Here is a 21560-nt window from a genome sequence, read left to right on the forward strand (position 1 = left end):
TTGGTTCTATCTATTTCTTTCTATTTCTTTCAATGCCCTGACAAGCTGCTGATTTTCTTCATGTTCCTTCACCGCAACCCTGTAATATCCTTTGGAAAGTCCGGTATAATTGCTGCAATCGCGTATCAGGATCTTCTTCTGCTCCAGCTTCTCATACAAATCCAGCGGACCTGTAAAAAACACATAATTTGCCTGAGATGGGTAAACCGGATAACCAAGAGCAGTCAATTGCTCTTTCAAGTAAGCTAGCTCTTCAAATGTCACCTGTCTGCCCTTTTCTACATATTCCGTTTCCTGTAATGCAGCCAGACCTGCTGCCTGTGCCATGGAAGAGACATTCCAGGGCTGACATACACCTTCTATTTTTTCCAGAAGTCCTTTATTTCCGCAAAGACCATAGCCAAGTCTCACACCTGCCATAGCATAGCGCTTTGTAAAAGCTTTCAGAAGAAACAGATTGTCATAGGTTTCCAGATATTCTTTTAGCGTATATTTTTCTGGTGATGGAACGAAATCCAGGAAGCATTCGTCCACAGCCATAAGAATATCAAGTTCCTGACAACGCTTCAGAATTTTTTCCAGCAACGGTTTTTCCACCAGAAGCCCGGTTGGATTATTGGGATTACACAGGAAAATAATGTCAATCTCTTTTGTCAATGCCTGTAAGAAGTCTTCCTCCAGCACAAACCCCTTTTTCCCATTCAGGGGAAAAAACTCCACCTGGCAATCCACACTATATAATGCCTGTTGGTATTCTGCAAAAGTCGGAGCCGGCACCAGAGCCCGTCTTGGATTCACCGCCCGGCAAAGGGAAAAGATCACCTCTGCAGCGCCGTTTCCGCAGATCACCTGATCCGGCTTCGTATTCTCATATTCTGCAATGGCTTTTTTTAAGGGAGTGCAGCCTACCTGGGGGTAATCGTTTATATGCTCCAGACTTTTAATGATTGCTTTTTTGATTCCCTCTGGGGTACCAAGAGGATTGCAGTTTGCTGAAAAGTCAATGCACCCCTGATGATGATACACATCACCGCCATGTATGTGTTTTTCCATTGTTGTCTCCATTCAAGTAATTGCACGCTCTAGATGTGCATCACAATTTTAAAACATACTTTAATCTTTTATTTGTTACTGTTTTTTCAGCAAAATCTGCTATAACACAGTTTTCAGAAGAACACTCAGCCCGAAGAATAAAATTGCTCCCACAATACAGGTTGCATAAAGCAGTTTATTCGCTCTTGGAATATCCTCGATTTCAACCGGGCGGATCGGATCCCCGATCGTCGGTTTTTCATATAGCTTACCAAAATAATAAGCATTTCCTGCCAGCTGTACATCCAGGGCTCCTGCCATAGCCGCTTCTGTCTGGGCAGAATTGGGGCTTGCATGATTGCGGCGGTCTCTTCTGTATATTTTCACTGCATTTTTGGTATCCATTCCAACAAATACTGTGGACAATGCCATCAGCCAGCCGGAAATTCTGGCTGGAATATAATTCGCCACATCGTCAAGTCTGGCTGCACATCTTCCAAAATACAGATATTTATCGTTTTTATATCCAAGCATAGAATCCATAGTGTTGATGCCCTTGTACAAAAACATCAGGGGAATACCGCCAATTGCCATGTAAAGCATAGGGGCAATAATTCCGTCAGAGGAATTTTCCGCAACCGTTTCCACAGCTGCCTTCGTCACTCCGATTTCTGAAAGTGCCTGTGTATCACGTCCCACGATCATGGAAACAGCATACCGTGCTTCCTCAATGGTTCCGTTTTTCAGGCGGTCATATACTTTCATACTTTCCACTTTCAATGATTTTGTTGCAAACAGCTGTCCGCACCAGAAAGTCTCCAGTGCAAAGCCCAGCCAGAAATTCCATTTATAAAGCAGATGGATTACAACGTAAGGAATAAAAAAGGTAATAAAACAGACAAGGACAACTTCCAGAATGCCTCCTACCCGCTCACCCTTATCTGTTTTCGGAAACACCTTTCGTATTCCTTTTTCCAGTATGCTGATCAGATTTCCTATAAGACATACCGGATGATATAGCCATCTTGGATCTCCCATAAGCAGGTCAAGAATAAAACCTGCCGGAAGAGTTAATAATCGTATCATTTTTGTAACTCCTTATACTCCAGACACTTTTTTAAAAATGCCTGTGGGATTTTCGGATTTGCGTAATAATATAAATGAGGAAAGCCAGCTAACAAATGATCAGAGCCGTGCATGCAGTCCCACCCGCGTTTGCTTTCCGGTTTGGAAGCATGAAATGCAGTTCCACAATTATCCGAATCAAAATAATGAAATTCATGGGCCGGACTTACTCCAAGATCTGACTCCCCAAGAATTGCAGTTTCCTGTTTTCCATGGGAAATCCCCTGATTCTGCTTCAAAGTAATATAGCCAAACCGGGTCAGTCTGGGTGTGCGCCATACCTTACCCGGAATAACGCCTGCCATTTCATAGAATTTCCCATCCATTCCCTCCATGCTTTCGTGGAGATACATGTACCCACCGCATTCTGCAAGACAGGGCATTCCATCCTTTATGGCTGCCGCAATTTCCTGCCGCATAGAAAGATTCTCCTCCAATGCTTTTCCATTTAATTCCGGATATCCACCATAGAGAAGAAGTCCGTCCAGATTTTCTGGTAAATGTCCGTCATGTACAGGCGAAAAAGCCACCAACTCGGCACCCATGGAACGAAGAAGATCCAGATTATCCTCATAAAAGAAGCAGAATGCCTCATCTTTCGCAAGACCGATCCGAAGCTTCTTTGGGCTTTTCCAGGTATACACCTGACTCATTTCAGTCAATGCATCCACTTCTCTTTTCACCTTTTCAGCTATTGCACTGGTTCCAGCTGGCTGACATAGGGATCTCTCATCTGTCTTTTCCAACAATGGATATTCCAACACTGGTGCCTCATTGGCCAGTTTTAAGATCTCTTCTATTTCCAGACTGTTTTCCAGCACTTCTGCCAGCTTCAAAAGCCGTCCCTTCAGTTCCGGGATTTCTTCTGGCAAAATCAGTCCCAGGTGTCGGCTCTCGATCACACAATCTTCCACCCTTGGCACATAGCCCAGCACCTTAATGCCAAGCTCTTCTTCTATCAGCTTTTTCATTCGGGGATAAAGCATGGGCGACATCTGATTAAAAATCACGCCTTTTATATGGCTGTCCTTTTTATATTCCATAAATCCTTTTATGTAAGCAGCAAGTGAAACACTCATTCCTTTGCTGTTTACGATCAGAAGCACAGGCGTATCCGTTACCCGGGCCAGATCATAGGCACTTGCTCTGGTTGTAATTCCTGCCACGCCGTCATAAAAACCCATAACGCCTTCCATCACTGCAATTTCACAGTCAGCACTGTTTTTTGCAAGAAGAGATCGGGTAATATCCTCTCCTGTAAAAAAAGTGTCCAGATTTCGGGATTTTGTACCAATTACCTGGGTATGGAACATGGGATCAATATAATCCGGTCCGCATTTAAAGGAGACTGCCTTTATCCCTCTGTTTACCAGTACCTGCAGCAGACCACAGGTGAGAAGTGTTTTTCCGCTTCCGCTGGCTCCTGCTGCAAGCAAGATCCTGGGTATTCTTTTTTTCATGATAGTCCTCCTCTTCTTTCCTCGCCAACAGCCTTTTTCTGCACTCTAAAAAAAACCACACCTGTCATATCCGCGCCCGGGGGCTCTGGCAAGTGATAATATAAATAGGATTCTCTCCCATCATTAGATGGTATTTTCCAATCTCTTTTGATCTGGAGGCTGTAAGCTGCACTGCTTCCTGATCTGCGAAATCGTATTCTTTCAATATTTCCAGTGCCTCACTGATAGTCTCCAGCGTAATGCAGTTGATCACGATCCGCACATCCCGATTCTTTTCTAAAAGCAGGGCAACGATTTCTTTCAGATTTCCTGATGAACCACCGATAAACGCATGAGTAGGAACCGGCAGTTCTTTTAGTGCTTCCGGTGCCTCGCCCTTTATAATTTCCAGATTATCCGCTGCAAACCGCTGTTTGTTTTCGTAAAGAAGAGCCACCGCGTCATCCTTTTTCTCAACAGCGAAAACCTGTCCCTGATCTGCGCGAAGAGCCATTTCCACAGAAACAGAACCTGTTCCGGCACCTACATCATAACAGATGGAATCTTCCTGAAGACGAAGCTTAGAAAGGGAAACACATCTCACCTCTTCTTTTGTCATAGGTGCTTTTCCACGGATAAATTTCTCATCTGGAATTCCATGAGTGGAAAATGCCGGTCTGGCTTTTTCATTAAAAGCACAGACAACGCTCAATGCCTGACCCTCATAGGAAGTCAGTTCACTGGCGTTCGCCTGGAATATTTTTTCATCTGGATAGGAAAGGTTTTCTCCAACATAAAGAACCACATCTCCCATCTCATATTCCACCAGTTTCTGTGCAAGTTCTGCAACCGCACTTTTTGTTCCCAGAATGGAAAATACCTTCTGATTCTGCTTGATCATGGAAACCAAATTGCAATTTTTGCCGTGGGCGCTAGTGATCTTCGCATCATCCCAGGATAAACCGATCTGGGACATAAAATAAACTACAGAAGAAATTCCGCAGATAATCTCAATGGAGACACAGCCATTTCCTTTTTCACTGTCCTCCTGCTCTTTAAAATCATCTGCTAAAACACCCTCTGGTTTCCTTCCATTCAACACATCCAGCAGCTTCTTCGCTCCGCTGTAGAATCCAACATCCCCGGACAAAGCTATCACAATATTCTCATATTCCGGATGGCTCTTAATATAAGCTCCAATCACATCACTGCGGTATTCATACACCACCGGCTGTCCCGGCTCCCGGATGGAGTCTGCCATGCGCCTGGCTCCAATGATCAGATCAGCTCTTTGAACTGCCCTTTTTCCCTGAATTGTGAGGGTTTTCTCACTTCCCATCCCAATTCCCAGAAGTGTAACGTGAGGTTTTAGAGTAAGTCCAAAATATTCCGTGAGCATATGTTTACATTCTGCCACAGAAAGACCCTCTTCCTGCAGCGGTCTTCCAATTATAACAGGAATCACATCGCACATAAGTGCAGCATCAATTTTCTCCTGGAAACCACCTGCTTTTCCTGTATCCTTTGTCACAAGGTATCTGCAGTCATACTGACGAAGCATGGCTGCGTTTAATTCCATGGAAAAGGGTCCCTGCATACCGATCAGATGTTTGCCCTCAAAGCCATACCCTTTGCAGGTTTCCATCACAGATGGCAAAGACAGAACACGGGCATAAATGCGTTCTCCTGCATCCGATAAAGCTGTAAATTTCCCAAGCTCTTTGCTGCCTGTGGTAAGCAGGATATTTCCTTTTGTACCTTCCAGAAATTCCACTGCTGCCTCTGTATTCTCCACATAAACAGCCTTATCCTGATAAGCACCGGCCTCTCTTAATACTCGCTGGTAGGAAAAACCTGTATTTTGGCAGGCAGCCCGAATATTCTCCGTTACCTCGGCAGCATACGGATGGGTAGCATCCAGCACCAGTCCGGGACTGAGTTCTTTCAGAAGATTTTCCATCTCCTCCCCATTCAGGCGGCCAGCGTGGATTTTCAGATATTCGCCCTCTTTTAATGATTTGCTGCCGTAATCGGTAGCGACACATGCAAGCACACTTACTTTATTTTTTGCCAGAAAGCTGCAGATTTCACAGCCTTCTGTGGTGCCTGCAAATACGACAATATCAAACATTTTTATATCCTCTTGGTGTTACCATTTTTCCATCAATATTTCTGGTCTGTGAATTTCCGATAAATACAGTGGTAAACATATCTACCTGTGTTTCTTTCAATTCAGCCAGAGTCATAACCCTGGCAGTTTCACCCTCGCGGTTAATATTCTGTACGGTACCGCATACTGTTTCCGGAGATTTGTGTTGAAGCATAAGTTCACAGGCTTTTTTCAGATAATCGTGTCTCTTGTGACTGGACGGATTGTAAAGAACAATCACAAAATCAGCTTCCGAAGCCAGAAGAAGACGCTTCTCGATTTTTTCCCATGGTGTAAGCAGATCACTGAGACTGATCAGACAGAAATCGTGGATCAATGGAGCACCAAGCACTGCTGCTCCTCCGGTTGCTGCTGTAACACCTGCAACTACTTCCAGCTCCACATCCGGATAGTTTGCGCCGATTTCATACATAAGACCAGCCATTCCGTAAACTCCCGCATCACCACTACAGATCATGGAGACTATCTGACCTTTCATAGCCTCATCAAAAGCCATTACACAGCGATCCACTTCCTTTCTCATAGGTGTGGTGAGAAAAGATTTTCCCGGAAAATGATCTTTTACAAGATCAATATAAACAGTATATCCAACGATCACATCACTTTTTTCAAGAGCTGTGGCTGCAGCTCCTGTCATTCCTTCATAAGAACCTGGTCCGATTCCTACCACATAAATTTTCTTTTCTTTACTCAAAACGTATCCTCCAATCTCCAAGGACAAGAGACGTAGTCACGCCCTCTGCTCCCCGTTTTCTCTGTATAAAATGAATGCCAGTATAATTTTCTGCGGCTTTCACCGCGCTTCGTTCACACACATTATCCACACCTACTGTCTTACTCACAAAAGAGGATGAGGTGAATTCACCCTGCACAGACAGAAGTTCCTCACTGGAAAATGTTTTGAAAGGAACTCCCAGCTTTTCTGAAAGAGCCAGAAGCCCGGGTTCTTCTTTTTTTACATCAATGCTTGCAAGAGCTGCAACTGCCTCCGGATAAATGTCATTTTCTTTCAGGCAGCTGAATGCTGCTTTTTCCACGGCTTCTGATTCTTTATTTTTCCGGCAGCCCATTCCAAGCGCAGCAGCTGGTGGAACTACATGCGTCGTTGAGGCAAAGGGATGACAGCTTTTATGTACGGTCACGGCAATTCCCACCTCTGGAAGTGGTGTGCCATCCACAGTTTCATACTGTATTTCAGAAAGTGATATGCCATTTTTTTGACACCCGATCAGTCCCTCTGGCAGTTCTCCCTCCCAGGGAAATTCGCTGTAGAATCCAACCTTCTCACCTGCCAGCAGCGCGGCAGAAACCTCTTTCGCCTCTTTCATTCGAAAAATGTGACAGTTATTTTTTTTTGCAAACACATCCACAGCAAATTTCCCCTCAAGATCTGTGGCAGTTGTGACTACAGGGATTGCCTGTAAAATGTCTGCAGCCAGACAGGCAAGTTCATTTGCCCCGCCAAGATGTCCAGACAGCAGGGATATCACGAATTTGCCCAATTCATCTACTACCAGCACAGCCGGGTCTTTCTTTTTGCTCTGTATAAAGGGGGCGATGCTGCGCACTGCGATTCCTGCTGCTCCAATGAAAATGATACTGTCTGCAGTTTCGAACTGTTCTCCCGTCCATTTCCCGCAACTGCCCTTTATAGAGTCTGGAATGTATTTACTCTTTGTAAAAAGAAAAACCATATTTCCTTCTTTTTCCAGTCCCTTTTTTAGTTTCTCTCCTGTCTGCTGCCCTGTCAGGGTGTAGCATATCATGGAAATTTTCATCCGTTTTCCTTTCATCTGGAACAGGCTCTAGAGTCTTATTCTTATTTCGTTGCTTCACGGAACTCAGTTGTAAATCCTGGATCGTATAATTTAGAACGATCATAATGAGCGGCATTTACACAGTCTCCAATGATCATAAGTGCAGTCTTCGTAATATGATTCTCCTTCGCGGTCTGCGCCAGAGTTCCTACCGTGCACACAAATTTCTTCTCATCCTCCCAGGTTGCCTTATACACAATCGCAGCAGGAGTATCTGCCGTATAACCGCCTTCGATCAGTCTTCTGCTCAGCTCTTCCAGCATTCCTGTGCTGAGAAAAACAACCATAGTTGCCTGATGCGCGGCAAAGGACTGAATGCTTTCCTTTGGCGGAACCGGAGTTCTCCCTTCCATACGGGTGATGATCACGCTCTGGGAAATATCCGGCAGCGTATATTCCAGATTTAAAGCACTTGCCGCACCGCAGAATGCGCTGACACCAGGACAGTAATCATAAGCAATCCCTTTCTCATCCAGCACATCCATCTGCTCACGGATGGCACCATAAATACAGGGATCACCTGTGTGGAGTCTTACTGTTGTCTTGCCTGCTGCTTCTGCCTTTTCCATAACAGAAAGCACCTCTTCCAGTGTCATCTTTGCGCTGTTATAAATGGTACAAATATCCTTTGTGTACTCCAGAAGTTTGGGATTTACCAGAGATCCTGCATAAATAACTACGTCTGCTTCTTCCAGATATTTCTTTCCTCTTACGGTGATCAGATCCGGTGCTCCGGAACCTGCTCCTACGAAATGAATCATGGCTTTCTCTCCTTTTTCACTATAATTTCTATTATGCGGCAAAGTTTTATAGTTCTTACTTTAATAAATTTTTACTCTGCCTACATTGGTTTTCATTTACATTATCTTACTTTTCCTTCACAATGATTAACGAATAATAACCTGCATCATCTGGAATTTCTTCCACACTTCTGTAAATTTTCTCATCTGGCATTCCGCAATTTTCGATCATCTCTGCCTTGTTTCCAGATGCTTTGATCTGTGCTTTCACTTCCTGCATTTTTTTGCCGGTTTTCATCAGAACCTTCGTTCCGGGAAGCTTCAATGCTTCTTCTATCTGATAGGAGGCAGGGATTACATGAAGCTGCTGGGATTTTTCCACCAGTCCTTCATTAAATCTGGCACTGACTGCGCAAAAGGATGTAATGCCGCTGACGATTTCCGTTGCATATCCCAGCTGCTCCACCCTTTTATGAACATAAATGTATGTAGAATATACGGTTGGATCTCCCAGGGTAAGGAATACTACATTTTTTCCTTTCTCAAGCCATTCTGCAATTATTTTTGCTCCTTCATCATGAACACGTTTCAGTTCTTCTCTGTCTTTGATCATGGGCATTGGCAGGGAAATCATCTGTTTGCTGTCAATTTCCGGGTACGCACCTTTCATGATCCTGTACGCTACAGATTCTTTTGGGTTTTCCCCTGGAAAAACCAGTATATCTGCTTCCTTTGTAAGTCTTAAAGCCTTTAAAGTGATCAGCTCCGGATCCCCCGGGCCAACTCCTACGCCATATAATTTTCCTGTCATAGATCTCTCTTTCTGAAATAGTTTTTAAGCATAACTACTCTGTTTTTTATTTTTCTCTTATAAATTGAACAAATCTTTATTCGCAAAACGCCTTACAGCATATTTTCCATATCCAGAGCCTGTTTACATTTGAAGTTTAAGCATTTCATCCTGCTTCTGAATTTCCTGAATCAGTTCACCGGCATCTCTTGTTTTTCCCAGATATCCATATACATTGTTAAAAACAACCGCACCAAGCTTAATTTGTTCATAGGAACGGTGATCCAGATAAAACTGGATTCTTTCCATAATTTCTTGCATTGCAGGCTCTAAAAGGCCTTTTTCGTGCAAAATATCAAGGGCTTCATCTGTGGTATTGCAATTCAGGATACCTCTTGCAGTATCTCCATCCGCTCCCACTCTGAGGGCATTGGCTGCAAGCACTTCCATACGGGCATCTGCACTGTGGGAATGGGTGTTCATAATTCCTGCTGCTACCTTTACAAACTTGCCAATATGGGCCACAAACAGAATTCCCTTCACGCCCATGTCTACAGCCATATCAATGGTTTCTCCCACATAATTGCTGCACTTGATATTTCGTTCAAAAGGTAAGGTCATGTGCTCACGCAGATAATCTGCCCCATAGTTTCCCGGAGTCACAAGAAGGTACTTCTCACCCTGGGTAAAGTGCTGCTTCATTTCCACATGAATGCTTTCTACAAGAGCTTTTTCACTCATAGGCTCCACAATTCCGGAGGTTCCAAGAATGGAAATTCCCCCTGTGATTCCCAGTCTGGGATTGAAGGTCTTCTTGCCGATTTCTACACCTTCCGGGACAGAAATCACAACCTTCAGACCGCCCTCATAGTCATGGGAAACTGCAGCTTCTTCTGCTTCCCGAAGGATCATTGCACGAGGAACAGGATTGATTGCCGCTTCTCCCACTTTCTGGGAGAGCCCGGGTCTTGTAACTCTGCCTACGCCCACTCCTCCATCTATAACAATTCCGGCAGTATCCGTCTTCCACACTGTAGCATAAACAAGAATGCCATTTGTTGTGTCCGGATCATCTCCGGCATCTTTTCTCACTGCACAGGTAACCTGATTTTCACTGATCTGAATGTCATGCAGCTCCAGGTCAAGGAGGATTCCCTTAGGAGTCATAAGCGGTACAGATGTTAACTTTTCTTTTCCCAGAAGCATCAGGCAGGCGCCCTTACAGGCTGCTGCCGCGCAGGAACCTGTGGTATAGCCAAAACGCATTTTCTTCTGTCCGCGGATCACATAATAATCTTCCAATCCTGTCTTATGTTCCATGTTTCTTGCCTCCAAAGCTATAAGGAACCCGCTATGCGGGCTTCCGGAATTGTGACGTCCCATCTGTTACGTAAATAAAAGAAGCCCTGTCCTGACAACAAAGCTTCTTTCCTATCAGTCTTATCCCGGTTGCCGCAGGAAATCCTGTTTCTGAAAAAGCAACCAGTATCTGACTGTACAGTAACGGACTTGTGCAGGAATTACACCTGGCTTCCTGATCATGCTTTTCCCTGTTTTTATCCGTTACATTATATAATTTTGCTATTTAAAAGTCAATAAAAGGGGATAGCTTTCCTTATCTTTTGCAGTTACCTTTTACACAACTTTATGTTCCATCCATTTTCCACTCTTAAACCGCAGACCGAACACGATCGCACGTACCGTCCAGTCTGTAAACATTCCAATCCAGACAGCCATCGGTCCCATGCCGCAAACCCGGATCAGATAAACGCACAGGCAAAAGCGGAAGGTCCACATAGTAATGCAGGAAGTAATCATGGAAAACTTCACATCTCCTGCTGCACGCATGCCGTAAGCCGGAATAAACGCAAACATCCATACGATTGGTTTCACAATGGTGATCCAGAACATCATATCCAGACACATTTCAGCGCTTTTGGCTTCCATTCCACCGATCATGGTAATCGGTCGTGCAAGGACATATACCACTGCACAGCAGGCGATGAGAAAGACTTCGGAAAAGATCATCAGTTTCTTCATGTAATAAACTGCCTCATCTTTTCTTCCAGCTCCAAGGCTCTGTCCCACTACCGTCATAAGTCCAATTCCAACACCAATTACAGCTGTTCCATTTAACATCTCCAGCATATTGGTCATAGCCTGGGCTGCAATTGCAGTGGTTCCAAGTGTAGAGACTGTAGACTGGATTGCCAGCTTTCCAAGCTGGAACATGCTATTCTCTATACCGGAAGGAATACCAAGAGCAAGTATCCTGCCAATCATTTTTCCATCCGGACGGATTTTCAGATAATCACGTACCACAATTGGCTGCCTGTCTTTTCTAAGCTGGTACAGCACTACTACTGCACAGAAAATTCTGGACACCAGCGTGGAAATAGCCGCTCCGGCAACTCCCATATGAAATACCCAGATCAGGATTCCATTTCCCACAATATTCATCACATTAGAAATAATGGAAATTACCATCGGTCCTCTGGTGTTTTCCTGTGCACGGAAAATGGATGCTCCGGCATCATAAAGCGCAATAAAAGGATAGGACAGCACAGTATAAAAGAAATATACCATGGAATTCTCCATAACATCCGCGTCTACTTTTCCGAAAATAAAGCTAAGAAGCGGTGCACGGAAAGCAAGTCCAAGCACAACGATGAAAACAGAAATAGCCGTTATAATAAAAAGTGCCTGCCTGGCTGATTTGTTTGCCATCTCGTGATTCTTCTGTCCAAGATACTGGGTACAGATAATAGTACCTCCTGCTGCCAGTGCAGAAAAGGCCTGAATGATCAATACATTGATGGAGTCCACAAGAGAAACGGCGGAAATGGCCGCAGAACCTACATTGCTGACCATCATGGTATCTACCGTACCCATCAAGGCATTTAATAGCTGTTCCATAATAATAGGAACAAGAAGCGCCCGGAGCATTTTGTTTGTAAAAAGATGTTGCTGTTGTTTCATATGTTTCCTCTTTTTCCTTAAATGTATAAATAGTTCCTGTCGCATGGATGTATATCTCATAAAACTGCTTCAGATACTTCCATACAAATATTTTCTGTGCTATTATACACCTTGAGCAAAAAAATTACAGTATTTAATTACGCACAATCCTTATGTTTCCGCATAATTTTAATACAATTTCAGGAGGAACACCTTGGACAGAATTCTTACATACACTATAAAGCCAGAGCAGGAAGGAATGCAGCTTCTTGATTTTCTCAAGAGCAAGGGCTTTTCCCGGGGAATTTTATCTTCCATGAAGGCAGATAAAAATGCGATTCAGCTAAATGGTGAGCGGGGATTTGGGAAATCAGTTCTTCAGGTCGGAGATTCTCTTCACATACATATTCCGGAAGCGGACAACACTGAGAATATCCTGCCTGTGAGAATGGACCTTTCTATTCTATATGAAGATGAAGATATTTTAGTCATAAATAAGGCGGCAGACATGCCTGTGCACCCTTCCATTGGAAATTATGATAATACACTGGCTAATGGAGTTGCCTGGTATTTTAAAGAAAAAGGACAGCATTTCGTCTACCGCTGCATCAACCGTCTGGACAGAGACACCACAGGAGCCCTGATTCTGGCAAAAAACCCTTATAGTGCAGCAGTTCTCTCTGCCCAGATGAAGCAGCGTCAGATCCGGCGTACCTATCTGGCAATTGTACAGGGACTCACACCAGAGCAGGGAACTATTGATGCGCCTATCGGGCGTGCAGCAGATTCCACCATCAAAAGACAGGTGGATTTCGCAAATGGGGAGAGTGCGGTCACACACTATGAGCAATTAGCCACCTATCATTCCTACTCTCTCATCGAGCTCCATCTGGAAACCGGACGCACTCATCAGATCCGTGTGCATATGAAGTACATTGGACATCCGCTGCCAGGAGACTTTCTCTACAATCCAGATTACAGAATTATAAAAAGACAGCCCCTGCACTCCTTTCAGCTGGAATTTACTCACCCTGTTACAGGAGAAAACATGTGTATGACTGCCCCTGTCCCAGAAGATTTTGCAGATGCCTTTCATCGTTCCTAACGGCAACCGAATTCGGGCAAAACAGGTCAGAACCTCATAACCGTGAAGTTCTGACCTGTCTCATTTTTCATTCTCAGAAAGCTTATAATTCTTTTCTGTTCTTCTCATATATAATGAGCAAACCTTTTAACAAAAGATCCTCATCCAACAAAATCTCCCGCTTGCAATGTGGGATAATCTTACGGGCAAGGCCACCAGTTGCAACAACTGTAATTTTCTGTCCAAGCTCTTCTTCAATTCTGTCAACAATTCCGTCAAGGGCTGCTGCATTGCTATAAATCACACCGCTTTTCATGCATTCAATAGTATTTTTTCCAATGATGCGCTTCGGTGCTTCAATACTGATTCCGCTAAGCTGAGAAGCATGGGCTGTAAGGGCATCCAGGGACACTCCCATTCCGGGAAAAATCATGCCTCCCACATAATGCTTCTTCTCATCTACTACGCTTACCGTACTTGCAGTTCCCATATCAATAATTGCCAGTGGAAGAGAATATTCATGAATTCCTGCAACTGCATTTGCTACAAGATCTGCTCCAAGCTGTCCGGGATTATCCATCAGGATATTCAGTCCTGTTTTTACACCTGGTCCCAATACCATAGGTTCTTTTTTCAGAACCTTTTCAGCTGCAAGCTTCACGGCATTGGTAATCTGCGGTACTACAGAGGAAATAATGCAGCCTTCAATATCAATCCGCTTAATATGATATAAATCCAAAACTGTCTTCAGGTCAACTGCGTATTCCAGTTCTGTTTTTGTACGGACAGTGGAAAGTCTCTCAATGAAATAGGTTTGCTTTGAATCAATGCAGCCAACCACAATATTTGTGTTTCCAATATCAATTGCTAAAATCATTTTTTCCTCCATGATTTCTCTATCATCAGCCAGACTGCTTTCAGCCGCAATCAGCGGCCATTTTTGCAAACAGTCTGTCTGTTTCCAATTTTCTTAAACTTCTGCTGTTTTTACCACTTTCTCAGATTTCTTCTCTGTTTCCGGAAGAAGCCTTGCCTTGTAAAGGGCTGCACCTACAGCGCCTGTGATAACGGTAGCGGAAAGCATTTCACATACTGCGTTGATTCCTACAAATGTACAGATGAACAGAATCACGTTTTTTCCACCCATAAGTCCCTGTACATACTCGGTATTTCCGAAAAGGCCAACTAATAACCCCATAAAAAACAGAGTATTTAAAAATGCGGAAAGAAATCCTGTTACAGCGCAGGAAAGATAAATATTTTTTGATTTTCTGCGGACTCCCTGGAAAATATATCCAAGAAGAAGTCCGTCAACCAGTCTTGGAATAAATCTCTGAACAAACGCCAGGAATGGATTGATTCCGAATAAGGTAACACCCATAAGGCTGGTACCGCCAATGCCGATACACTGTCCAAAGCTGGTAAGTCCGAATACGGCTCCCGCAATGGCTCCGCCTACAGGTCCCATTGTAATTGCGCTGATGGCAACCGGAATAATATTAAAGGTGATTGCAAGAGGCCCGATATTCAGGTAGCCAAGAGGTGTGTAAGCCATAAGAAGCAGAATTGCGATCATAAGGCCCAGTAAGGTGATTTGAGATGTTGTAAATTTTTTGTTCATATTGTCCTCCTTGTTATCGTTCCCTATATTAGAGCCTGTTCAGCTCCAGGGATACAATACGGTATGGAACAGCGGGCATGTTTTTTTGGTATTTACCCGCCACTCTGAAAAATGTGTTATCCTCTGTCCAGATTTACAAAATACAATCTGCGAATATAACACCAGTGCCACTGCCTGCGGCTTCGCAAAAGATTTATAAATGCTGCCAGAATGACAGCCTGTAAATAACTATCTGCGAACTCTCTCAAGCAGTATTTTATCCAGGATCTTACCGGCTGCATCCTCCTTGCTCATTAGCGGGAGTGATACTTCCTCATCCTGTGTAATCAGAGTCAGAACATTGGTGTCCCCCTGGAATCCGGCGCCTGCCATTTTTACATTGTTGGCAGCCACCATATCCAGATTTTTCCTGGTAAGTTTGACTCTGGAATTACCGATCATATTCTCTGTTTCCATGGAAAATCCACAGAGAAACTGTCCATCCGGTTTGTGCTCTCCAAGATATTTCAGAATATCATCTGTTCTCTCAAGGGCAATGGACATGTCATCGTCTTTCTTTTTAATTTTTTCATCGCTCACACTGGCCGGACGATAGTCTGCCACTGCTGCTGCTTTAATGATAATATCCTGTTCCTGACTGACAGAGGTTACAGCCTCATACATATCTCTGGCTGTTACCACTGGAACCACTCTCACAAATGGTGGCGGTGCAAGTGCAGTACGTCCACTTACCAGTGTGACATCTGCTCCGCGCAACATAGCCATTTTTGCAATGGCATAGCCCATCTTGCCGGAAGAATGGTTGGTAATATAACGGACAGGATCAATTGCCTCCTGGGTAGGACCGGCGGTAACCAACACCTTCAGCCCTTTCATATCCTTCTCACAGGCACACTCTCTCAAAATATAGTTTAAAAGAGTCTCAGGCTCCGGCATTTTTCCCGCTCCGGTATCGCCGCATGCAAGATAGCCTACAGCAGGATCGATTACTTCGTATCCATAATGCTCCAAGGTTTTTAGATTATCCTGGACAATGGGGTTCTCGAACATATTGGTGTTCATCGCCGGAGAAATAAATTTCTTGCATCTGCATGCCATAATGGTGGTTGTAAGCATGTCGTCTGCAATTCCATGAGCCAGCTTTCCTATCACATTGGCACTTGCCGGTGCGATCATCACAACGTCAGCCTTTTTCGCAATGGACACATGCTCTACCTGGAACTGGAAATTCCGGTCAAAAGTATCCACAAGACATTTATTCCCGGTAAGTGTCTCAAAAGTAATGGGATTAATAAAATTAGTGGCATTTCTGGTCATTAGCACATGAACGTCTGCCTGCTGTTTCTTCAACGCGCTTGCAAGATATGCAATCTTATATGCTGCAATACTTCCTGTAACTCCCAGAAGAACTGTCTTTCCCTCTAACATTATCTTCCCTCATCTCTCTTTGAAATCTTTTGGACAAAATTTATCTGTAATTTTATATTTTTTGTCCGTTCCGTTTATTATAATGCAAAGAGACGTATGAATGCAATGTATTTTTTATATGTTCGGCTTTTCATACATAATTTACCTTTATATGCATCTTTTCTTTGTTTTTTTATCTGTTATAATAGCCTTGGATTTTTAACAGCCATTCCAGAGCATGTAAAAAAATCCTTCCCGTAACGTGCACGCCCCACTTTGCGGGAAATTTTGCCATCTGTTTTCGTCTTTTATAATAAGGATACTACAAAAGAAAGGAACCATTATGAACTACCAGATCACACAGTGGTGCGCCCACTTTATCTCAGAGCATGTAAAAGAGGGAGATCTTTGCATTGATGCCACCATGGGTAACGGAAATGACACTCTGCTTCTTTCCCGTCTTTGTGGGAAAAAAGGGCATGTACTCGCTTTCGATATTCAGGAAATGGCACTTGCCAATACCAGAGAGCGGCTTGAAAAGGAAAATGCTCCCCACAATTATGAACTGTTTCTGGATTCCCACGTAAATATGGGGAAATACGCAGAGCCTGTGAGTGTAAGCTGCATTGTATTCAATTTCGGCTATCTGCCGAAAGGCGATCATACTCTTGCCACGAGAGCAGAATCCAGTATTCAGGCACTTACCGTATCCCTGTCCCTTTTGAAAAAGGGCGGGATCCTGATGCTGTGTATCTACAGCGGCGGAGATTCCGGGTTTGAGGAACGGGATGCACTGCTGGAATGGCTGAAAGTGCTGGATTCCAGGAAATTTCTGGTTATTAAAACAGAATATTACAACCGGCCTAATCATCCGCCTATGCCCGTACTTGTAGTCAAACTGTAACTTGTATACAAAAAGCAACAACTTTTTTCCCATGTATTTACTCAAAAAACACCCCTTAGACAAACTGTAATTATTTGTGTCTGCCAAAGGGGTGTTTTTATCTTCGGTATTCTCAATCTGTACTTTGTCAGTCAATAATGGTAACGCTTGTCATCACCGGCTGCTCATCTGCTGAAATGGTTCCATTGTTATCTGTAGGCTTTGCATCCTTGCAGATCTGGTCAACAATGTCCATGCCCTCTGTCACATGTCCGAAAGCGGCATACTGTCCATCCAGATAGGTACTGTCGGACTGCACGATAAAGAACTGGGAGCTTGCACTGTCCGGGTCTGAGGATCTTGCCATGGAGATCACACCTCTCTCATGGGAAATGTCGTTCTTTACGCCATTCTCAGAAAACTCACCCTTAATAGTCTCATCAGAGCCTCCTCTTCCAGTTCCTTCCGGATCTCCGCCCTGGATCATAAATCCATCAATAATACGGTGGAAAGTAAGTCCGTCATAGAAATGCTCCTGTGCCAGTTTCACAAAGTTGGTTACACTGATAGGTGCTGTGTCCGCATCCAGTTCCACCTTAATGGTGCCGTAGTCCTTCACCTCAATCTCTGCATGATGAAGACCCGTAAGAGGCTCTGAGGTATCCAGAACAGTGCTGGTATCGTCTGCTGTCTCATCTGTACCTTCTCCATCCCCGGAACCGTCTGTAAAGCCGGAAACTTCTTCCTCCGTTCCTTCTGACTGGTCAGCACTTTCCTCTGTACTTTCCTCTTTTGTTTCTTCTGTGTCTTTATTTTCTTCTGTATTCTCCTTAGTATCTGCTGCTTCTGTGCTCTTGCTTTCCTCTTTCGTATCATCTGAACCACAGCCTGCCAGCATTCCTGCGGAAAGAGCTGCCACCATCAGCATTGCCAGAATTTTTCTTTTTTTCATGATTTTATGCCTCCAATTCTTGATGCCATCTTTTTCTATTATAACGAAAATCACGTAAAAAACAATTGTTTTCACAGATTGTTCAATTTCTTTTTCTTTGTCTTGCCACAGCTTGTATTGTCTGCTAAAATCAAGAAAGAATTTATCAGAAAGCGAGGTCTTTTTTATGGAAAAGATTACCAGTTTCACAATAGATCACATCAAACTTCAGCCAGGCGTTTACGTTTCCCGCAAGGATCCGGTTGGAAATAGTGTGATCACCACTTTTGACATCCGTATGACTTCCCCAAATGAGGAGCCTGTTATGAACACAGCAGAGCTTCACACCATTGAGCATCTTGCTGCTACTTTTCTTCGCAACCACAAGGAATTCGGACCGAAGATGATCTACTGGGGACCAATGGGCTGCCGTACCGGCAATTATCTGCTGCTGAACGGAGATTATGAATCTAAGGATATTGTTCCGCTTATGGTTGAAACCTTTGAGTTTATCCGTGATTTCGAGGGCGAGGTTCCTGGTGCTTCCCCGAAAGATTGTGGAAATTATCTGGATATGAACCTTGGAATGGCGAAATATCTGGCTAAGAAGTTCCTGGATGAAGTGCTGTATGATATCAAACCAGACAGACTGGTTTATCCGAAATAATTTGATTTGATATATTCAGAAATCTCCCTCTTACCATTTCATGGCAGGAGGGAATTTCTTTAGTACTCAAAAAACGCTATGCAAACGATAATATCATCCATTTACATAGCGTCTTTCATCTCATCATTTCATCGCTTAAATTTCCAGCCTGTCAGCCTGCGACAGCCTCATCAGCTGCAGCATCTGCGCTTCCTTCTGTAGCTGCCTGATCAGCAGTTCCATCTGCGGCTGCACCGTCAGCTGCCACTGCACTTACATAATCACCGGATACATAAGCAGTCTGTCCCTCATAGGAAACCTCAATCCAGCCATTGTCGCATACACCTGTACTTGTAAGCTGTGTACCGCTTGTTACACCTGCGATCCAGGTAGCATCTGCACTTGCATCTGCACGAAGGTTAATATCTGCATTCGCAACATATGTACCATCCTGCTTGGTTACATTCACACCGCTTGCAGTCTGCTCTACAACTGGTTCTGGAGTAGGCGTAACTTCTGGTGTAGGAGTTGCCTCAGGGGTTGGTGTTGGAATAGGGGTCGGGGTTGCCTGTATAACTGTAACGCTTGCTCCTGCACCTTCCTCAAATCCACATCCAGGGATGCAAAGCGCTGCGCCCAGAAGCAAAACGGCCAAACCTACTTTTTTCATAATATAGTTCCTCCTTTACAAAGCAATGGTGCTTTGAATTGATTCATCTTCTTTTAAATAATATTACAAAAACAGACTCATTTCGCGAATCGTTACAATTAATATACAGTATTATTACAAATTATGCAACCCCTAAGTGTATCTTTGCAATAAAGCATATCCTTCAGATTCCCAGAACAGCAGATATCTTAATCTCCTTTTCCGTTTCACTGAGATCAAAGTCGCCGCCATCTTCCACAGTCATGTGTACCTCATACAGTACATCTTCGGATAATGTATCCGGTGTTTCACCATCTTCTGTCTGGATATGCCATTTCTCTGCCGGAACTTCTTTCAAGGTACCATCTGTGCCGTATGCATACAGCTTCAGAGAACCTGTTTCCCCAGAGATTCCTTTCATACGTATTGCAACGGTTGTATTCGGATGTACGTTCTCAATTGTGATCGTATTCAGCCATCCTTCCACATCTCCCAGACCACCATCTGCCGCAAATTTCTCCTGGCTTAACACATTGCGCATTGCCTGATCCAGATCAACCTTACGATAAGGCATTTCCGGCAGATAAACGAATCTGTCCTGAAGTCTCAGAAGTTCCAGATAACCGGTAGGACAGTAAAGTGCATTTCCGCTGTTTCCGGCATACATTCCGATAGCCATGTTGTTGTACATAGGCTTGCTGGCAACATCCATGGAAAAAACAGTTTCACCGGTCTCAAAATCAAGTATAATATACTGCCACATACCGGTTTCCAAATTCTGTACATATCCGTAGATATATCCGGTTGCCGTAGATAATTTCAGCATGGAAGTATCTGACAGATCACTTCTGCACCAGATACTCTTCATTTCGTATCCATCCTCAGTCTTAATCGTATCTACGCGTTCCACACCCGGCGTGATCATTTTATTTCCCTGTTTCAACCAATTTTCATCATAAATATTTGTATAACTCTGAATGGAGGAATCACTGTCCTCTTTTCCCAGGTTGGCACTTCCTGCACCAAACCAGTTACATACGATGGTACTTACGGTTCCTGCACCGTTATCATACACGATCGCAGAATTTTCAACAGATACCTGACTGCCCTCCGGAAGTTCATCGATTACAGGGAGACTTGCAACAACTTCTCCTGTTTTCATATCCAGGGCAAGAAGATTTACGGTCTCCTGATTATCAGTAAACATCACCAGATCTTTTGTAAGGGATGGAGAGCATCCGCTACCCCAGGCAAGACCTCCGCCAGTTGTTTCATCCCCTTCTTTGCTTTCTTTCGCACCAGCACTCTCGTAAGGAGTTTCCCAGATTTTCTTCACCCCATTGTCTGCCTGAAGCAGATAACAGTTCTGATTCGTCAGGATCACTGCTCCATCCTTGGATGCTGCAATTCCGTTCTCTGCACCCTCTCCCGGAGCCAGCTCATATACGAAGACTGCATCTGACAGATCAGTTTCCTCTCCATTTAAAATGGCATCAATAGCTGTACGGGAAATATAGCCCATAGCACCCTGCTGTTTCCTGTCAGGGTAAATGCGGAATCCTCCGGTTGCAAACCAGAGATTTCCTTCATAGTCAAACACTACCGCAAGAAGATTCTGATCCAGTGTTTTTCCAAGTGCTGCCTCTGCCGCTGCTTTAATATCAATATCCAGCACTTTCTCAAATTCCGGAAGTACGTTTCCGTCTTCATCTGTTGCCTTCAGCATCAGCACATGGTTATTATTGGTCGGACACACCAGACGGTTACTCTCATCTACAAAGGAATAGGAGCTCTGGATCAGATATTCTCCATTGTCATGCTGTTTTGGAGAAAAATATCCCAGTGTCTGTGTTTCCTCTGCATTGATATCACGAATTGCCAGTCCACCAAGCAACGGAACCACTGCATGTCCATAAGAATCGAAAAAGATAGCAGGAGACGCATTTGCATTGGTTTTTTCATAAGAAACATTAATTTCTGAATAAATGCCTATCGGTAATACCTCGTCTGTGGAATCTGTATTGTAGCAGTCATGATGAATATTGGAATCACTTGCTGCCATATAAGGATTCTCGTCAATAACCTTCTGTGTAAGTGTCTTTATGGGCAGTTCTGATGTCTGACCTGTATTTTCCTCTGTCTGTATTTCTTCTGCCTGTGTTTCCTCTGCACGTACCATATTTATTGATGGTTCAGATGTTGCAGCAGCTATAAAAGTAATCATTGCAAGAATTAAAGCTCTTTTCTTCATATTGTTTTCCTCCAAAG

Annotated in this window: 19 protein-coding genes; 3 read left to right on the top strand and 16 right to left on the bottom strand. The window is 43.8% G+C overall.

The features are described 5' to 3' along the window. Window positions 1-6: 6 nt before the first annotated feature. From AB5170_RS11795 to AB5170_RS11840, 10 genes are all read right to left on the bottom strand, one after another. Complete coding sequence (locus tag AB5170_RS11795) at window positions 7-1053, bottom strand: histidinol-phosphate transaminase (RefSeq protein WP_173773559.1); 1047 nt, start codon at window positions 1051-1053, stop codon at window positions 7-9. A gap of 99 nt (window positions 1054-1152) precedes the next feature. Further along, window positions 1153-2118, bottom strand: coding sequence for an adenosylcobinamide-phosphate synthase CbiB (gene cbiB, locus AB5170_RS11800; RefSeq protein ID WP_173773560.1), 966 nt, complete (start codon window positions 2116-2118; stop codon window positions 1153-1155). Further along, window positions 2115-3617 carry a cobyrinate a,c-diamide synthase gene (locus AB5170_RS11805; protein WP_173773561.1) on the bottom strand — a complete coding sequence of 501 codons (1503 nt, stop codon included), beginning with the start codon at window positions 3615-3617 and terminating at the stop codon, window positions 2115-2117. Before AB5170_RS11805 ends, cbiB begins: the two co-directional genes overlap by 4 nt. 64 nt (window positions 3618-3681) lie before the next feature. Beyond that, window positions 3682-5727, bottom strand: a complete 2046-nt coding sequence (gene cobK / locus AB5170_RS11810; protein ID WP_195478512.1) for a precorrin-6A reductase — start codon at window positions 5725-5727, stop codon at window positions 3682-3684. Next, window positions 5720-6460: a precorrin-3B C(17)-methyltransferase gene (gene cobJ, locus AB5170_RS11815; protein WP_195478513.1), complete on the bottom strand. Its 741-nt coding sequence runs from the start codon at window positions 6458-6460 to the stop codon at window positions 5720-5722. Before cobJ ends, cobK begins: the two co-directional genes overlap by 8 nt. Then, window positions 6453-7559 (bottom strand): cobalt-precorrin 5A hydrolase, encoded by a 1107-nt coding sequence (locus AB5170_RS11820; RefSeq protein WP_368365068.1) that lies wholly within the window; start codon window positions 7557-7559, stop codon window positions 6453-6455. The genes cobJ and AB5170_RS11820 overlap by 8 nt, the downstream gene beginning before the upstream one ends. A 26-nt stretch (window positions 7560-7585) precedes the next feature. Further along, the gene (gene cobM / locus AB5170_RS11825; protein WP_118579928.1) at window positions 7586-8344 is read right to left on the bottom strand and encodes a precorrin-4 C(11)-methyltransferase; all 759 of its coding nucleotides are present in this window, start codon (window positions 8342-8344) and stop codon (window positions 7586-7588) included. A gap of 106 nt (window positions 8345-8450) precedes the next feature. After that, window positions 8451-9134, bottom strand: a complete 684-nt coding sequence (gene cobI, locus AB5170_RS11830; RefSeq protein ID WP_195478514.1) for a precorrin-2 C(20)-methyltransferase — start codon at window positions 9132-9134, stop codon at window positions 8451-8453. A 123-nt stretch (window positions 9135-9257) separates the two neighbouring features. Further along, entirely contained in the window at window positions 9258-10433 is a 1176-nt protein-coding gene (cbiD, locus tag AB5170_RS11835) for a cobalt-precorrin-5B (C(1))-methyltransferase CbiD (RefSeq protein ID WP_195590930.1), read from the bottom strand. 315 nt (window positions 10434-10748) lie between these two features. After that, window positions 10749-12092 carry an MATE family efflux transporter gene (locus AB5170_RS11840; RefSeq protein ID WP_187565975.1) on the bottom strand — a complete coding sequence of 448 codons (1344 nt, stop codon included), beginning with the start codon at window positions 12090-12092 and terminating at the stop codon, window positions 10749-10751. A 193-nt stretch (window positions 12093-12285) separates the two neighbouring features. Between AB5170_RS11840 and AB5170_RS11845 the strand changes: the two genes are divergently transcribed. Beyond that, window positions 12286-13176, top strand: coding sequence for an RluA family pseudouridine synthase (locus AB5170_RS11845; protein WP_173773565.1), 891 nt, complete (start codon window positions 12286-12288; stop codon window positions 13174-13176). 82 nt (window positions 13177-13258) lie between these two features. Here the strand turns inward: AB5170_RS11845 and AB5170_RS11850 are convergent, their stop codons facing one another. The 3 genes from AB5170_RS11850 to coaBC form a co-directional block, all read right to left on the bottom strand. Further along, window positions 13259-14032, bottom strand: a complete 774-nt coding sequence (locus AB5170_RS11850; RefSeq protein WP_173773566.1) for a type III pantothenate kinase — start codon at window positions 14030-14032, stop codon at window positions 13259-13261. 93 nt (window positions 14033-14125) lie between these two features. Then, window positions 14126-14776 carry an ECF transporter S component gene (locus tag AB5170_RS11855; RefSeq protein WP_173773567.1) on the bottom strand — a complete coding sequence of 217 codons (651 nt, stop codon included), beginning with the start codon at window positions 14774-14776 and terminating at the stop codon, window positions 14126-14128. Between the two features lie 228 nt (window positions 14777-15004). Then, window positions 15005-16204: a bifunctional phosphopantothenoylcysteine decarboxylase/phosphopantothenate--cysteine ligase CoaBC gene (coaBC, locus tag AB5170_RS11860; protein WP_173773568.1), complete on the bottom strand. Its 1200-nt coding sequence runs from the start codon at window positions 16202-16204 to the stop codon at window positions 15005-15007. A 322-nt stretch (window positions 16205-16526) separates the two neighbouring features. Between coaBC and AB5170_RS11865 the strand changes: the two genes are divergently transcribed. Next, a complete protein-coding gene (locus AB5170_RS11865; RefSeq protein ID WP_179988294.1) occupies window positions 16527-17087 on the top strand; it encodes a class I SAM-dependent methyltransferase in 561 nt (186 codons plus the stop codon). A gap of 127 nt (window positions 17088-17214) precedes the next feature. Here AB5170_RS11865 and AB5170_RS11870 read toward each other — a convergent pair whose 3' ends face one another. Beyond that, complete coding sequence (locus tag AB5170_RS11870) at window positions 17215-18018, bottom strand: peptidylprolyl isomerase (RefSeq protein ID WP_226837980.1); 804 nt, start codon at window positions 18016-18018, stop codon at window positions 17215-17217. Between the two features lie 166 nt (window positions 18019-18184). On the opposite strand from AB5170_RS11870, the gene AB5170_RS11875 reads away from it, so the two are divergent. Further along, on the top strand, window positions 18185-18664 hold the full coding sequence (locus AB5170_RS11875; protein WP_173769671.1) for an S-ribosylhomocysteine lyase: 480 nt from the start codon (window positions 18185-18187) through the stop codon (window positions 18662-18664). 151 nt (window positions 18665-18815) lie between these two features. Here the strand turns inward: AB5170_RS11875 and AB5170_RS11880 are convergent, their stop codons facing one another. Together AB5170_RS11880 and AB5170_RS11885 are read right to left on the bottom strand one after the other, a co-directional pair. Beyond that, window positions 18816-19313, bottom strand: coding sequence for an SH3 domain-containing protein (locus tag AB5170_RS11880; RefSeq protein ID WP_173773569.1), 498 nt, complete (start codon window positions 19311-19313; stop codon window positions 18816-18818). A gap of 163 nt (window positions 19314-19476) precedes the next feature. After that, the gene (locus tag AB5170_RS11885) at window positions 19477-21543 is read right to left on the bottom strand and encodes a hypothetical protein (protein ID WP_368361570.1); all 2067 of its coding nucleotides are present in this window, start codon (window positions 21541-21543) and stop codon (window positions 19477-19479) included. Between the last annotated feature and the right edge of the window lie 17 nt (window positions 21544-21560).

The sequence above is a fragment of the Ruminococcus sp. RTP21484sp1_RTP21281st1_A8_RTP21281_210402 genome (genome assembly GCF_040914025.1).
GTDB lineage: Bacteria > Bacillota > Clostridia > Lachnospirales > Lachnospiraceae > Blautia_A > Blautia_A faecis.

Coding starts and splice junctions, on each gene's coding strand:
- cbiD (WP_195590930.1), bottom strand. CDS start 10,433: ATGGAACATAAGACAGGATTGGAAGATTATTATGTGATCCGCGGACAG.
- AB5170_RS11880 (WP_173773569.1), bottom strand. CDS start 19,313: ATGAAAAAAGTAGGTTTGGCCGTTTTGCTTCTGGGCGCAGCGCTTTGC.
- coaBC (WP_173773568.1), bottom strand. CDS start 16,204: ATGTTAGAGGGAAAGACAGTTCTTCTGGGAGTTACAGGAAGTATTGCA.
- AB5170_RS11855 (WP_173773567.1), bottom strand. CDS start 14,776: ATGAACAAAAAATTTACAACATCTCAAATCACCTTACTGGGCCTTATG.
- AB5170_RS11850 (WP_173773566.1), bottom strand. CDS start 14,032: ATGATTTTAGCAATTGATATTGGAAACACAAATATTGTGGTTGGCTGC.
- cobK (WP_195478512.1), bottom strand. CDS start 5,727: ATGTTTGATATTGTCGTATTTGCAGGCACCACAGAAGGCTGTGAAATC.
- AB5170_RS11805 (WP_173773561.1), bottom strand. CDS start 3,617: ATGAAAAAAAGAATACCCAGGATCTTGCTTGCAGCAGGAGCCAGCGGA.
- AB5170_RS11795 (WP_173773559.1), bottom strand. CDS start 1,053: ATGGAAAAACACATACATGGCGGTGATGTGTATCATCATCAGGGGTGC.
- cobI (WP_195478514.1), bottom strand. CDS start 9,134: ATGACAGGAAAATTATATGGCGTAGGAGTTGGCCCGGGGGATCCGGAG.
- AB5170_RS11820 (WP_368365068.1), bottom strand. CDS start 7,559: ATGAAAGGAAAACGGATGAAAATTTCCATGATATGCTACACCCTGACA.
- cbiB (WP_173773560.1), bottom strand. CDS start 2,118: ATGATACGATTATTAACTCTTCCGGCAGGTTTTATTCTTGACCTGCTT.
- cobM (WP_118579928.1), bottom strand. CDS start 8,344: ATGATTCATTTCGTAGGAGCAGGTTCCGGAGCACCGGATCTGATCACC.
- AB5170_RS11865 (WP_179988294.1), top strand. CDS start 16,527: ATGAACTACCAGATCACACAGTGGTGCGCCCACTTTATCTCAGAGCAT.
- AB5170_RS11840 (WP_187565975.1), bottom strand. CDS start 12,092: ATGAAACAACAGCAACATCTTTTTACAAACAAAATGCTCCGGGCGCTT.
- AB5170_RS11875 (WP_173769671.1), top strand. CDS start 18,185: ATGGAAAAGATTACCAGTTTCACAATAGATCACATCAAACTTCAGCCA.
- AB5170_RS11885 (WP_368361570.1), bottom strand. CDS start 21,543: ATGAAGAAAAGAGCTTTAATTCTTGCAATGATTACTTTTATAGCTGCT.
- AB5170_RS11870 (WP_226837980.1), bottom strand. CDS start 18,018: ATGAAAAAAAGAAAAATTCTGGCAATGCTGATGGTGGCAGCTCTTTCC.